11 protein-coding genes and 1 pseudogene are annotated in these 13,173 nt (G+C 73.1%); 5 read left to right on the top strand and 7 right to left on the bottom strand.

The annotated features are described in order from the left end of the window. Positions 1-55: 55 nt before the first annotated feature. Positions 56-2,689 (bottom strand): rifamycin-inactivating phosphotransferase, encoded by a 2,634-nt coding sequence (gene rph, locus ACGFIS_RS25000; protein WP_392972711.1) that lies wholly within the window; start codon positions 2,687-2,689, stop codon positions 56-58. 593 nt (positions 2,690-3,282) lie between these two features. Between rph and rox the strand changes: the two genes are divergently transcribed. After that, positions 3,283-4,710: a rifampin monooxygenase gene (rox, locus tag ACGFIS_RS24995; protein WP_392904180.1), complete on the top strand. Its 1,428-nt coding sequence runs from the start codon at positions 3,283-3,285 to the stop codon at positions 4,708-4,710. A gap of 90 nt (positions 4,711-4,800) precedes the next feature. Here rox and ACGFIS_RS24990 read toward each other — a convergent pair whose 3' ends face one another. Continuing rightward, on the bottom strand, positions 4,801-5,145 hold the full coding sequence (locus tag ACGFIS_RS24990) for a GNAT family N-acetyltransferase (protein ID WP_392904182.1): 345 nt from the start codon (positions 5,143-5,145) through the stop codon (positions 4,801-4,803). A gap of 102 nt (positions 5,146-5,247) precedes the next feature. Here ACGFIS_RS24990 and ACGFIS_RS24985 point away from each other — a divergent pair, with 102 nt between their 5' ends. Beyond that, entirely contained in the window at positions 5,248-5,748 is a 501-nt protein-coding gene (locus ACGFIS_RS24985; protein ID WP_392904185.1) for a MarR family winged helix-turn-helix transcriptional regulator, read from the top strand. A 21-nt stretch (positions 5,749-5,769) separates the two neighbouring features. Here ACGFIS_RS24985 and ACGFIS_RS24980 read toward each other — a convergent pair whose 3' ends face one another. Beyond that, entirely contained in the window at positions 5,770-6,747 is a 978-nt protein-coding gene (locus tag ACGFIS_RS24980; RefSeq protein WP_392972709.1) for a helix-turn-helix transcriptional regulator, read from the bottom strand. Positions 6,748-6,855: 108 nt separating this feature from the next. Here ACGFIS_RS24980 and ACGFIS_RS24975 point away from each other — a divergent pair, with 108 nt between their 5' ends. Next, entirely contained in the window at positions 6,856-7,281 is a 426-nt protein-coding gene (locus tag ACGFIS_RS24975) for a VOC family protein (protein WP_392904191.1), read from the top strand. A 120-nt stretch (positions 7,282-7,401) separates the two neighbouring features. Here the strand turns inward: ACGFIS_RS24975 and ACGFIS_RS24970 are convergent, their stop codons facing one another. The 4 genes and pseudogenes from ACGFIS_RS24970 to ACGFIS_RS24955 all read right to left on the bottom strand — a co-directional run bounded on the left by ACGFIS_RS24970 (position 7,402) and on the right by ACGFIS_RS24955 (position 11,473). After that, positions 7,402-8,142 carry a class I SAM-dependent methyltransferase gene (locus ACGFIS_RS24970; protein ID WP_392904193.1) on the bottom strand — a complete coding sequence of 247 codons (741 nt, stop codon included), beginning with the start codon at positions 8,140-8,142 and terminating at the stop codon, positions 7,402-7,404. A gap of 151 nt (positions 8,143-8,293) precedes the next feature. Next, positions 8,294-10,603, bottom strand: coding sequence for an ATP-binding cassette domain-containing protein (locus ACGFIS_RS24965; protein ID WP_392972707.1), 2,310 nt, complete (start codon positions 10,601-10,603; stop codon positions 8,294-8,296). A gap of 114 nt (positions 10,604-10,717) precedes the next feature. Next, positions 10,718-10,921, bottom strand: a pseudogene (locus ACGFIS_RS24960) (DUF1330 domain-containing protein); the annotation flags it as partial. A 57-nt stretch (positions 10,922-10,978) separates the two neighbouring features. Then, a complete protein-coding gene (locus ACGFIS_RS24955; protein ID WP_392972705.1) occupies positions 10,979-11,473 on the bottom strand; it encodes a nuclear transport factor 2 family protein in 495 nt (164 codons plus the stop codon). On the opposite strand from ACGFIS_RS24955, the gene ACGFIS_RS24950 reads away from it, so the two are divergent. Continuing rightward, positions 11,472-12,443 (top strand): LysR family transcriptional regulator, encoded by a 972-nt coding sequence (locus ACGFIS_RS24950; protein WP_392972703.1) that lies wholly within the window; start codon positions 11,472-11,474, stop codon positions 12,441-12,443. The genes ACGFIS_RS24955 and ACGFIS_RS24950 overlap by 2 nt on opposite strands. An 85-nt stretch (positions 12,444-12,528) precedes the next feature. Beyond that, a complete protein-coding gene (locus ACGFIS_RS24945; RefSeq protein ID WP_392972701.1) occupies positions 12,529-13,158 on the top strand; it encodes a hemerythrin domain-containing protein in 630 nt (209 codons plus the stop codon). The last annotated feature ends 15 nt before the right edge of the window (positions 13,159-13,173 follow it).

The raw sequence follows: 13,173 nt of genomic DNA, 5'->3' as shown, positions 1-13,173 counted from the left end.
GACGGGGCGGGGCCGTGCCGCGCCCGGGAGGAGTCCCTGACACCTCTCGGGCCGGTCAGGGCAGGATCTCGATGTACCCCTCCGTCCCGTGCACGCGGATGCGCTGCCCGTCCCGGATCAGCCGGGTGGCGTTCCCCACTCCCACGACGGCCGGCAGGCCGTACTCCCGTGCGATCACCGCGCCGTGGGTCATCAGGCCGCCCACCTCCGTCACCAGGCCCTTGATCCCGACGAACAGGGGGGTCCAGCTGGGGTCGGTGTAGGCGGTGACCAGGATGTCGTCGGTGCCGAGATCGGCCCGCGCCATGTCCGCGATGACGCGGGCCCGTCCCTCGACGGTCCCGGCGGAGACCGGCAGGCCGGCCAGCGCCCCGGACGGGATGCCGTCGCGCCGGTAGGCACCCTGGACGACCTCCCCGTCCGAGGTGAGCACCCGAGGCGGCGTCAGCGCCTGATAGGACCTGAACGCCTCCTTTCTCTCGCGGATGAGTCCGTCGTCCACGCGGTGCGTGCGCGCGACGTCGTGGAGCTCGTCGAACCTGAGGTAGAAGATGTCCTCGGTCTCGCGCAGGACGCGGGCCCGCACGAGGCGTTCGGCTTCTGCGAGCAGGGCCTGCTTGTACTCGAAGTAGCGGCTGACCATGCGGTACTTGGGGTATTCCCGGTACCCGGAGAAGGTGCGGACGCGGTCGATCATCCGCTTGGTCTCATCGGCCTTGCGCCGCCCGTCCGGCAGGGCCCGCAGGCGCGTCAGCAGCTCCTTCTCCTTCGCCCGGGCCTGCCGCCGTCCTTGCTCGAAGCGCCGCTCGCCGGCGCCCGCCTCGAAGTTCTTGATGTTGCTGAGGATCGTGGGCACGAGCATGGCGGGGCGCTCGCTCCAGCGCGGCCTGGTGATGTCGATCTCGCCGGCGCAGCGCATGCCGTACTTGCCGAGGAAGGCCCGCAGGGCGTCTCGTGCCTCTCGGCCGCCCGCGACCTTCGCGAGGTCGTCCAGGAAACCGTCGTCCAGAAAACCGTCGTCCTTGCCGCCCGCGTCCTCGGCGTGCTGCAGGAACGCCACCACGTCACGGTGCGGGCGCATCACGTCCGCGACGTCGAGCAGCGCCAGCCCCATCTCCGAGGTGACGTTGTGAGGAACGGACTGCGTGAGCGTGTCGGCCGCGTTCTTCACGCCCAGCCACTGCCGGAGGTGGTCGTTGAGCCACCAGGCCGCCTCCATCGCCGCGGTGATCACCTGAAGGCCCCGGGGGTCGAACAGGGTCCTCCTCAGCTCGCCGATGTCGGCCAGGATGAAGTCGAACAGCGCCGGTCCGGACTTGGTGCGGATGTCGCGCTCCAAGGCGGCGAGGGAGGCCTCGCCGCGCTCGATGATCTCGGTGACGACGGCCGGGTCGGTCTCGATCGCGGCCGTCGCACCGCTCGGCGCGGGCGCCGCCGGGGTACCGGCGCTGACGTCGTCGGGCAGTGTGCGGATGAAGTCGCCGCGTTCGAGAACGGTCTGCAGCGCGTCCTTGATCAGCGGATCGGACCTGCCGGCGCCCTCCATGATGCCCGCGCGGCCGACCGGCGAGGCCAGCGCCCGGGCGACGTCGACGAACAGCCTCCCGCCGGCCTCGGCCATCGGCCGGGGGGTCGTCAGCTGCCACAGGGAAAGGCCGAGGGGTTTCATCGCGTCGGTCATCATCTGCTGGTGACCGACGGAGATGTAGACGTGGTCGTCCCGGTCGGCGGTCTCCGGGACGGGGAACAGCGTGGTGATCGGCCGGCTCTGGACGATGTGGAAGTCTTCGCCGGCCAGGCACCATTCGATGTCCTGGGGATGACCGGCGTGCGCCTCGATCCTCCGGCCGAGGCGCACCAGCCGCACGGCCTGCGCGTCCGTCAGCACCGGCTGTTCCCGCCGTTCCGGCTCGACCGTCCGCTCCCGTGTCCCGCCCTCGGCCGCCGCGTGGACGGCACGCTGCTTGGTGGCGACCGTCCTGGCGACGACCTCGTCGTCGCGCACGGTGTAGAGGTCCCCGTTGACCAGGCCGGACGCCAGGGCTTCGCCGAGGCCCCAGGCGGCGTCCACGGTGGCGGTCCTCCGGTTCGAGGTCACCGGGTCCGCCGTGAACAGGATCCCGGCCGCCTGCGGGAACACCATCTGCTGCACGACCACGGCCATGTGGACCCTTCTGTGGTCGAAGCCGTTGCGCAGGCGGTAGGTCACCGCCCGCTCGGTGAACAGCGAGGCCCAGCACCGCCTGACGTGCTGGAGGACCGCAGCCTCGCCGACGATGTTCAGGTACGAGTCCTGCTGGCCCGCGAAGGACGCGGTCGGCAGGTCCTCCGCCGTCGCGCTGGATCGGACCGCGTAGGCGGCGTGCTCGCCGAGCCGGGCGAGCGGGCCGCCGATCGCCGCCACCAGGTCGCGGGGGAGCGGGATCGCCTCGATCATCCGGCGGATCTCCGCGCTCACCGTGCCGATCGCTTCGCGGTCGTCGGGCTCGAGGCGCGCCAGCCGATCGAGCAGATCATCGATCGCCGGCGCTCCGGCCATGATCCGCCGGAAGGCGTCCGTCGTCACGCAGAAGCCGTCCGGCACCCGGACGCCTTCGATCCGCGAGAGCTCCCCCAGGTGAGCCCCTTTGCCGCCGACGGCGGCGACATGCGTCCGGCCGACCTCGTCGAGTCCCAACACGTAGCCCATTCCCGCGGCTCCATTCCGATTGGTTCCGGGTTGCGACAGGCGATTATGGAACATGAATCCGAGCCTCATGAGGGTCCCGAATCCTGTGTAAAATGAAAGCAACGGCAAGCGGCGTTCCATATCTCCGGCCGCTGCTCATTCGGACTCGGCGGGCGCTGCCGCCCGGAAGGGGCTGATTCCCTCGCAGCGCTCTTCGGGGACAAGGCAGAGGGACCCGATCTCGCCGTCCCGATGAACACCGCGCGGCCCCGAGCAGGGCGGCGCAGGACGCCTACGGCGCCGAGCCGCTTCTCACCCGCACCTGATCCTGCGGCGGATCCACCACTGGCGTGACGGTACGTCCACAGCGGACGGGAGTGGGGGCGGGGGAGAGGAGAGGCAAGGAGGAGAACCCACCCCTTGCCACTCTCAACGTATAGCGCACCGGGGGGCTTGCGGCAAGACCCCGGTCGTGCCGCAGAATCGTCCGCCGAGGCCAGAACCTGCGGAAATGCGGGACGCGGCGACGCATGCGCCGCCGCGGAGGCGCGGGAGGCGCGCCGCCGGACCGCGTGGGGGCCGGGCGAAGCGCCATCAGGACGAAGGGGGATCTCATGATCGACGTGATCGTGGCCGGCGGTGGACCGACCGGCATGATGCTGGCCTGCGAGTTGCGGCTGCACGGCGTGCGGGTGCTCGTGCTGGAGAAGGAGGCGGAGCCGGCCAGGTATGTCCGTTCGCTCGGCCTGCACGTGCGCAGCATCGAGGTGATGGACCAGCGCGGCCTGCTGGAGCGGTTCCTCGCGCACGGCGAGCGGCACCCGGTCGCCGGCTTCTTCGCCGCCATCGCCAAGCCCGCGCCCGACCGGCTGGACACCGCGCATTCCTACGTCCTCGGCATCCCGCAGACCACCACCGATCGCCTGCTGGCCGAGCGCGCCGCCGAGCTCGGCGCCGAGATCCGGCGCGGCTGCGAGGTGGTCGGGCTGAACCAGGACGAGGACGGCGTGACCGTTGAGCTGGCGGGCGGCGCGCGGCTGCGCTCGCGCTACCTCGTCGGCTGCGACGGCGGCCGCAGCACGGTGCGCAAGCTGCTCGGCGTCGGCTTCCCCGGCGAGCCCTCCAGGGTCGAGACGCTGCTGGGCGAGATGGAGGTGCCCGAGGACCCGGCGACGGTCGCCGCGGTCGTCGCCGAGGTCCGCAAGACCCAGCTGCGGTTCGGCGTCGGGCCCTTCCAGGACGGGGTGTACCGCGTCGTCGTTCCCGCCGAGGGGGTCGCCGAGGACCGTGCGGCCCCGCCGACCCTGGAGGAGTTCAAGCGGCAGCTGCGGCGGTTCGCCGGCACCGACTTCGGCGTGCACTCACCGCGCTGGCTGTCGCGGTTCGGCGACGCCACCCGGCTGGCCGAGCGGTACCGGGCCGGCCGGGCGCTGCTGGCGGGCGACGCGGCGCACATCCACCCGCCGACCGGCGGGCAGGGGCTCAACCTCGGGATCCAGGACGCGTTCAACCTCGGCTGGAAACTGGCAGCCGAGGTCGGCGGCTGGGCGCCGGAGGGGCTGCTGGACAGCTACCACGCCGAACGGCGCCCGGTGGCCGCCGACGTCCTGGACAACACCCGCGCGCAGATGCAGCTGATGACGCCCGAGCCGGGTCCGCGGGCGGTGCGCCGGCTGGTGTCGGAACTGATGGACTTCGAGGAGGTGAACCGGCACCTGATCGAGAAGATCACTGCGATCGGCGTCCGCTACGACTTCGGTGAGGGCCACGAACTGCTCGGCCGGCGGATGCGGGACGTGGAGCTGAAGCAGGGCCGCCTCTACGAGCTGATGCGCACCGGCCGCGGGCTGCTCCTCGACCAGACCGGCGGGCTCTCGGTGGCGGGCTGGGCCGACCGGGTCGACCACGTCGCCGACGTCGGCGAGGGGCTGGACGCACCCGCCGTGCTGCTGCGGCCGGACGGCCACGTGGCCTGGGCCGGTGAAGATCAGCAAGATCTCCTCGGCGGGCTGTCCAGATGGTTCGGCGCCGCCACCGGCTGACCGCGCCGGGTCGCCGCCCGGACGGGCCCGCCTTGCGCCGCGTGCGGCGGGGGGCCGGCGGACGCCCGGAAGGGTCCGCCGGCCCCGGGCTCACCTCTGGTAGAGCGACAGGCACACCATGTCGGGTTCGAAACCCAGGGTCTGCCAGAACCGGTGGTCGTCGTGGGCGTCGGCGCACGACAGGTACCGGATGCTGCGGGCGCCGCGGGTACGCAGCCACCCGACGGCCGCTTCGGCGAGGGCGTGGCTGATTCCCTTGCCGCGCTCTTCGGGGACGACGTAGAGGGAGTCGATCTCGCCGTCCACACAGGGCAGCAGCCCGTCCTCGGCGGTGACGCGGCCGTTCACGAACCCGGCGATGCGGGCGTCGCGGTCTGCGGCGACGAGGCAGAACGCGTCGCGGTGGAACGCCGAGACCGGCCACCCTAACCGCACCGCCGCGCCGGGTCACGAGGCCGACAGGCCGGCCGGGGTATCCGGCGCCCGGAGCGTTCCTCTGATTGATAATCTCAACGTTGAGATGATCCTGGAGGGGCGATGGCGGATGCGGTGGACGCGATCCTGGCGCAGTGGGCGCGTGAGCGTCCCGACATGGACGCCTCGCCGATGGGCGTCGTCGGGCGGATCTCGCGGGCGCAGCAGCTGCTGGGCCGGGAGCTGAAGGAGTTCTTCGCCGAGCGGGGCCTGGAGACCTGGGAGTTCGACGTCCTGGCGACGCTGCGCCGCCACGGCGCCCCCTACGAGCTGACGGCCGGCGCGCTGCTGAAGGCCGCGATGGTCACCTCCGGTGCGATCACCAACCGGATCGACCGGCTGGAAACCAAGGGCCTGGTCGAGCGGGTCCGCGACGCGGGGGACCGGCGGTCGGTCCGGATCCGGCTGACCTCGCGGGGCCTGGCCGTCGTGGACGAGATGGTGGGCCTGCACGCCGCCAACGAGGAGCGGCTGCTGGCCGCGCTGGGCCCGGCCGAACGCGAGCGTCTCGCCGGTGCGCTGCGCACCCTCCTGGAGTCGCTGGGTGACACGTCCCTCGGCTGAGGGTGCGGCGCGCACGGCCGGTCAGGGGGTGAAGGCCCGGACGGCGCGGGTGGCGCGGCCGGCGATGGCGGCCAGGTGGGCGGCGAGTTCGGGCGGGTCGAGCAGGGTGTAGTCGACGGTCAGCAGGGTGATGCGGTAGGCCAGGAACCGCAGCGAGTCGGACCGGGTGTGCAGGCGGCAGGTGTGGTCGTCGACCGGCTCCAGGACGCCCTGCCAGGCGGTGACGTGCTCGGCGGCCTCCTCGATCGGGACGTGCAGCAGCAGCCGCGCCCGGATCGTCCCGGACCCGCCGGCGAGGGCGTCCATGGCCCAGGCGGCGGCGTCGGCGCCGCCGGGCAGTTCGCGTTCGGGGCCGCGCATGCCGGTGCGGTGCGGACCGGTGATCCGGTCGGCGCGGAAGGTGCGCCAGTCCCCGCGGTCCTCGTCGTAGGCGACCAGGTACCAGCGGCGGCCCACGGTGACCAGGCGGTGCGGCTGCGCGAGGCGCCGCGTCTCCCGGCCGCCGGCGGCGGAGTAGGCGAAGCGGACCTTCTCGCGGGTGACGCAGGCGCCGGCGAGCAGGGCCAGGACGCCGGGGTCGGCGGGCGGCGGGGCGCCCTCCTGCGGCGGGAGGGACACCGCCGCCTCGGTCAGCGCGGCCACGCGGTTGCGCAGCCGGTGCGGAAGGACCTGCTCCAGCTTGGCCAGGGCGCGCAGGGAGGTGTCCTCGATGCCGGTGACGGCGCCGGCGGCGGCGGTGCGCAGCCCGATCGCGATGGCGATCGCCTCGTCGTCGTCCAGCAGGAGCGGCGGCATGGCGGCGCCGGCGGTGAGCCGGTACCCGCCGGTGCTGCCGTGCGTGGCGTGGACGGGGTAGCCCAGCTCGCGGAGCCGGTCGACGTCGCGGCGGATGGTGCGTGCGGTGACGCCGAGGCGGCCGCCGAGTTCGGCGCCCGACCACTCGCGGGGCGTCTGCAGCAGGGACAGCAGGCGGAGGAGTCGTGCGGAGGGGTCGCGCATGTTCTCCATCCTGCCGCCGCAGTAGGACGTTCGCTGACCTATTGGGGTCCTACCGTGGTGAATGCAGGGCCGGGGACGATCGCCGGCCCCCGTGAACGGAGGCACGACATGCTGCGAGGATTCGCCACCATCTCCTTCTGGGCCGACGATGTGGAGGCCGCCAAGGACTGGTACGCCGAGCTGCTGGGCACGCAGCCGTACTTCAGCGTCCCGGGGCCGGACGGCCGCGCCGGGTACTACGAGTTCCGGATCGGGGACTACCAGCACGAGCTGGGCCTGATCGACAACCGGTTCCGTCCCGGCGGCGCGGACGCCCGCCCGGGCGGCGCGGTGATGTACTGGCACGTCGACGATCTGGAGGCGGCCGTGGAGCGGCTGCTGTCGATGGGCGCCACCGCGCACGAGAAGATCACCGAGCGGGGCGAGGGGACGGGGTTCGTCACCGCGTCGGTCGTCGACCCGTTCGGCAACATCCTGGGCGTGATGACCAACCCGCACTACCTGGAGGTCCTGGCCGCCGGTCCGCGCGGCTGACCGCGCCGCGCGCGTCTACCTGGACGCCGTCCGCCGGCTGAAAGCCCCGGGCTACCCGGGGCGGAAGGATCCGGCGAACCGGGCCCGGGGGGTCTGGGGCTCACCGGAGAGGGGCCGCGTTCACGGTTTGTGGGTTACCCAGAGCATTTCTGCCGGCCAGTGGTGTGCCCAGTCGGGCGGGTCGGTTTTGTTGTAGCCGTTGGGTGTTCCGGGTTCGGGCCGCGGTTCGACGAGGTCGTCGATGATGAGGCCCGCGCCGCGAAGGGTCTTGATCCAGTCGCCGTAGGTGAGCTGATAGCTGGTCGCGTCGTGGCCTTCGGTGATGGTGTCCAGCCCGAAGTAGTCGTGGTGCAGCGTGGTGGTCACGCGGCTTGCGGTGTCGTCGTAGCAGGCTTCGAACCATGGGCTGGCGGCGTTGAACACCAGGCGCCCGCCGCGGCGCAGGACGCGTGCGGCCTGCGGGACGGCCAGGCGCGGGGGCGCCCAGCTGAGCCCGCCGTGGTCGCAGAACACCAGGTCGAAGCTGTCGGCGGCGAACGGGAGCAGTTCGGCGGCGCCTTGCACCAGCGGGTAGCGGGCTGCTCCCATCGCGCGGGCCGCAGCGGCGAGCTGGGCTTCGGACAGGTCGAGCCCGACCACGGTGGCGCCCTCGGCGGCGAGTGACCTGGACCACTGGCCGGCGCCGCAGCCGAGTTCGAGGACGCGCTTGCCGGTGACGTCGCCCAGGGCGTGCAGGTGCGCGTCGGGGATGGCGTACATGCCCCACAGCCGGGGCGCGGCGCCGATCTGCGGGTCGTGCTCGTGCTGGTAGGCGCTGCTGATCTGGTTCCAGAACCGCCGGTTGGCGGGGATGCCGTCCACGTGCCGACTCCAGCACTGCCTGCCGAGGGCGGTCAACACGATTTCGGCGCGGGCCGGGATCATCGCAGGCCGGGATCATCGCAGGGCGGCCCCGGCGCGTCAGCCCGCCTGCGGGCCTGGCGCCGGGATAGGAGGACGGCCACCGTGGCGCTCAGGCGCCGGCGGTGTAGTCGCGCAGGTGGCGGGCGGTGCGGGTGGCGGCGCCGGCGACCAGGTCGGCGGGGGTGCCGGTGAACACGATCTCGCCGCCGTCGGCGCCCGCGCCGGGGCCGAGGTCGATGATCCAGTCGGCGTGCGCCATGACGGCCTGGTGGTGCTCGATGACGATGGCGGTGCCGCCGTCGTCGACGAGCCGGTCCAGCAGCGCCAGGAGCCGGTCGACGTCGGCGAGGTGCAGGCCGGTGGTGGGCTCGTCCAGGACGTAGACGGCGGCCTTGCCGGCCATGTGGATGGCGAGCTTGAGGCGCTGGCGCTCGCCGCCGGACAGGGTGGTGAGCGGCTGGCCGAGGCCGAGGTAGCCCAGGCCGACGTCGGCGAGGCGGTCCAGGACGGCGCGGGCCTGCCCGGTGGTGAAGAACTCGCGGGCCTCGGCGACGGGCATGGCCAGGACCTGGCTGATGTCCTTGCCGCGCAGGGTGTGGCCGAGGACCTCGGCGGTGTAGCGGCGTCCCTCGCATTCCTCGCACACCGAGGCGACGCCGGCCATCATCGCCAGGTCGGTGTAGATCAGGCCGATGCCCTTGCAGGCGGGGCAGGCGCCTTCGGAGTTGGCGCTGAACAGGGCCGGCCTGACGCCGTTGGCTTTGGCGAACGCGGTGCGGATCGCGTCCAGCAGGCCGGTGTAGGTGGCGGGGTTGCTGCGGCGGGACCCGCGGATGGGGGACTGGTCGACCACGACGACGCCGTCGCGTCCGGGCAGGGACCCGTGGATGAGGGAGCTCTTGCCCGAGCCGGCGACGCCGGTGACGACGGTGAGGACGCCGAGGGGGATCTCGACGTCGACGTTCTTGAGGTTGTGCAGGTCCGCGCCCTTGATCGCCATGTGCCCGGACGGCCGGCGGAGCGTGTCGCGCAGCCGGGCGCGGTGGCCGAGGTGGCGTCCGGTGGGGGTGCCGGAGGCGCGCAGCCCGGCGACGCCGCCGGTGAAGCAGACCCGTCCGCCGGCGGCGCCGGCGCCCGGGCCGAGGTCGACGATGTGGTCGGCGATCGCGATGGTCTCGGGCTTGTGCTCGACGACCAGGACGGTGTTGCCCTTGTCGCGCAGGCGCAGCAGCAGGTCGTTCATGCGGGCGATGTCGTGGGGGTGCAGCCCGGCGGTGGGCTCGTCGAAGACGTAGGTGACGTCGGTGAGGCTGGAGCCCAGGTGGCGGACCATCTTCACGCGCTGGGCCTCGCCGCCCGACAGGGTGGTGGACTCGCGGTCCAGGCTGAGGTAGCCCAGGCCGATCTCGACCAGGGAGTCGAGGGTGCCCTGCAGGGTGGCCGCCGGCGGCGCGACCGACGGGTCGCCGATGCCGCGGACGAACTCGGCCAGGTCGCTGATCTGCATGGCGGCGCAGTCGGCGATGTTGCGCCCGCCGATCCGGCTGGCGAGGGCGGCGGGGTTGAGGCGGGCGCCGCCGCAGGCGCGGCAGGCGCTGAAGGCGACGGCGCGGTCGACGAACGCGCGGATGTGCGGCTGCAGGGACTCGGTGTCCTTGCCGAGGTAGAGGCGCCGCACCTTGACCAGCAGCCCCTCGTAGGTGGTGTTGATCCCGCTGCTCTTGATCTTCGTGGCGGGTTTGTGGAGCAGGTCGTCCCACTGCCCGGCGGTGTAGTCGCGCAGCTTGACGGCGGGGTCGACCAGGCCGGACTCGGCGATGACCTTCCAGTACCAGGACCCGACTCCGAAGCCGGGCACGGTGATGGCGCCCTCGTCCAGCGACAGGTCCCGGTCGAGGAGTTCGCCGAGGTCGATCCGGGAGGCGCGGCCGAGGCCCTCGCATTCGGGGCACATGCCCTCGGCGTTGTTGAAGCTGAACGCCGAGGAGGTGCCGGCGTGCGGCTCGCCGAGCCGGCTGAAGATGATCCGCAGCATGGCGTGGGCGTCGGTGGCGGTCCCGACGGTGGAGCGGGAGTTGGCGCCCATCGGCTCCTGGCCGACGATGATCGCGGCGCTGAGATTGCGCAGCGTGTCGACGTCGGGGCGGCCGGCGCTCGGCATGAACCCCTGCACGAACGCGGTGTAGGTCTCGTTGATCAGCCGCTGCGACTCGGCCGCGATGGTGCCGAACACCAGCGACGACTTGCCCGAGCCGGACACCCCGGTGAAGACGGTCAGGCGCCGCTTGGGGACGTCCACGTCGATGCCGGCGAGGTTGTTCTCCCGCGCGCCGCGGACCTCGATGACGTCGTGGGCGTCGGCGGCCGTGCGCCCGCCCGGCCCTGCTGGCGCCGGTGCGGTCGTGGTCGGGAGGGACATGCGGCTTCCTCGCTCACTTCAGGTGGTGAAGAGATGTCGGCAATTGGCGCTCGGCGCAACAGTTTACACCATAAAGAGTTACGGGGTGGTCGTGTCCGGTCGACAACCCATCGGTCAGTCAATGCCTTCGATGATGCGGAAGTCGCGCTCGACGCCGTCGGAGAGGGCGGCCAGCGCCTCCTGGTAGACCTTGCTCTCGCGGGCCGCGACGGCCTGCTCGAAGCTGTCGAACTCGACCAGCACGGTGCGCTCGGCGATTCCCGCGTCGTGGGCGACGACCCGGACACCGCGGGACAGGAGCCGCCCGCCCCCGGCTCGGACCGCGTGTGGCCGCCTGCGCCCGGTGGCCGGGCCCGGTCCGCGGGCGCCTCCGGGTCAGCCGAAGATCGCGGTGGGGTCGCCGGTGTACCAGAGGTTGTCGATGACGACGTTGCGCATGACCCATCGGTGGCCGTCGCGGACGAGTTCGGTGTCGTAGAGGTTCTTCAGCAGGGCGTGCACGCGGTGGTCGGCGGTGAGCAGGTGCTGGGCCTCGACCAGCGCGGTCAGGCGTGCGGTGCCGTCGGGCTGGATGTGGACGCGGGGGTTGGTGACCTGGTGGGTGGTGTCGACGCGCCCCTCGAACCCGCCGAGGATGGTGGCGACGATGGTGTCGCGTCCCGACATCGGCGGCGGCTCGGCGCCCCACGCGGCGGCTGCGGGGCGGAAGTCCAGGCCGGCGTCGGCGGCGAAGGCGGAGGCCAGCAGGCCGGGATCCTTGAGGTCCTGGCCGAGCCCGAACCGGTAGAGCGCGTCGATGATCTCGGTGCGGTCGTGCAGCGCGGCGGCGTCGGCGCCGGAGGACAGCGCGTGCGGGCGGGTGACGTACATGACAGGCTCCGATGCAGATCAGCGGGCATTTCCGGACATGTCCAGCGTCGCGGCGGACACCGTGGCGATCAACGCGGTCCCGTGCAAGGATCGTGAAGCCAGACTTAACGACGGGGGGCGGGCGGTGCTGGAGCGGCACGAGATCGAGGCGTTGCTGACGCTGTCCGAGGAACTGCACTTCGGCCGGACGGCGGAGCGGTTGCACGTGTCGACGGCCCGGGTGAGCCAGACGATCCGCAGGCTGGAGCGGCGGGTGGGGGTCCGGCTGTTCGACCGGACGTCGCGGCGGGTGGAGCCGACTCCGGCGGGGCGGCGGCTGGCGGACGAGATCGGGCCGGCGTGGGCGCGGATCGGCGCGGCGGTGGAGCGGGCGGTGCAGGAGGGCCGAGGGGTCACCGGCACGCTGGTGGCCGGGTTCACCGGCGCGGCGGCGGGGCAGCTGCTGGCCGGCGCCGCCGGGCTGCTGCGGTCGCGTGAGCCGGGCTGCCGGGTGCGGATCCGGGAGGTGCGGGCCGGTGACGTCGCGGCGTGGCTGCGCGACGGTGAGGTGGAGGTGTGCCTGGCGGCGTCGCCGGGGGCCGGGCCGGGTGTCGTGGCGGGGCCGGGTGTCGTGGACGAGGCGGGTGTCGTGGCCGGGCCGGTGCTGGTGCGGGAGGCGGCGATGCTGGCGGTGCCGTCCGGTCACCCGTTCGCGCGCCGCGCGTCGGTGCCGGTGGCGGATCTGGCCCGGGCGCGGGTGCTGGCGCCGGGGGCGACGCTGCTGGAGACGCTCACGCTGGTCGGCGCGGGCGAGGGCGTGTTCCGCGTGGGCGCGCATGTCCGCCGCTACCACGCGCGGCCCGATGTCGCCTTCGTCCTGCTGGAGGACGCGCCGCCCGTGGAGTGGGGGCTGCTGTGGCGGGCGGGCGGTGACAGCGCCCGCGTCCGCGCCTTCGCCGAGGCGGCGCGCGACCTGCTGCGCGGCCCCTGACCGCGAGGGCCGGGCGGGGGTGTGAAGTGTGTCTCTCCGGCCGCGCGGCCGTCACATCCGGGGGCGGGCCGGGGCTCTTATGTGCATGGGAACATTCGCGATTGAGCCGCGTGACGTGACCTGCCACACCCTCCTGTACGCCGCGCACGACGCGTTCCGCCGGGACCTGGACCGGCTCGCGGCGGCGGCTGCGGCCGGCAAGGGCGGGGCGGCGCACGTGCGCGCGGGCTGGGAGAACCTCAAGGACCAGATCCGCATCCATCACGATCTGGAGGACCGCCTGCTGTGGCCGCGGGTCCGGCGGGCGGTCGCGGGCCGCCGCGCCGAGCGGGCGGTGATGGAGGAGATGGGCGCCGAGCACGCCCGGATCGGGCCGCTGATCGGGCGGGTCGACGCGGTGATGCGCGACGGCGGGGACCTGCCGGCGGCGGTGCGGGAGCTGCGCGCGGCGGTGGAGGCGCATTTGCGGCACGAGGAGATGACCGCGCTGCCGCTGGCCGAGTCGGTGCTGGGCCCCGCGGACTGGCGGGAGCTCGCCGACGAGGCCGGGAGCGGCTGCGAGGCGGGCACGCCGCTGTTCGTCCCGTGGGTCGTGGACGGGATCGCGCCGGTCGAGCGGAGCCGGTTCCTGACGGCGCTGCCGGCGCCGGTCCGGGACCGCAACCGGGTGGCGTGGGAGCCCCGGTACCGCAAGCGGCGCCTGTGGAGCACCTGAGGGCCTGACCCGCCC

It is taken from the genome of Spirillospora sp. NPDC048824 (assembly GCF_043198455.1).
In the GTDB taxonomy this organism is placed as follows: domain Bacteria; phylum Actinomycetota; class Actinomycetes; order Streptosporangiales; family Streptosporangiaceae; genus Spirillospora.
This window is presented reverse-complemented; position numbering and strand designations above follow the sequence as displayed.

What these genes read in the sequence shown, in the direction of transcription:
- ACGFIS_RS24965 (WP_392972707.1), bottom strand. Translation starts at nt 10,603, where the DNA reads ATGTCCCTCCCGACCACGACCGCACCGGCGCCAGCAGGGCCGGGCGGG.
- ACGFIS_RS24985 (WP_392904185.1), top strand. Translation starts at nt 5,248, where the DNA reads ATGGCGGATGCGGTGGACGCGATCCTGGCGCAGTGGGCGCGTGAGCGT.
- rox (WP_392904180.1), top strand. Translation starts at nt 3,283, where the DNA reads ATGATCGACGTGATCGTGGCCGGCGGTGGACCGACCGGCATGATGCTG.
- ACGFIS_RS24945 (WP_392972701.1), top strand. Translation starts at nt 12,529, where the DNA reads ATGGGAACATTCGCGATTGAGCCGCGTGACGTGACCTGCCACACCCTC.
- ACGFIS_RS24955 (WP_392972705.1), bottom strand. Translation starts at nt 11,473, where the DNA reads ATGTACGTCACCCGCCCGCACGCGCTGTCCTCCGGCGCCGACGCCGCC.
- ACGFIS_RS24950 (WP_392972703.1), top strand. Translation starts at nt 11,472, where the DNA reads ATGACAGGCTCCGATGCAGATCAGCGGGCATTTCCGGACATGTCCAGC.
- ACGFIS_RS24975 (WP_392904191.1), top strand. Translation starts at nt 6,856, where the DNA reads ATGCTGCGAGGATTCGCCACCATCTCCTTCTGGGCCGACGATGTGGAG.
- ACGFIS_RS24980 (WP_392972709.1), bottom strand. Translation starts at nt 6,747, where the DNA reads ATGCGCGACCCCTCCGCACGACTCCTCCGCCTGCTGTCCCTGCTGCAG.
- rph (WP_392972711.1), bottom strand. Translation starts at nt 2,689, where the DNA reads ATGGGCTACGTGTTGGGACTCGACGAGGTCGGCCGGACGCATGTCGCC.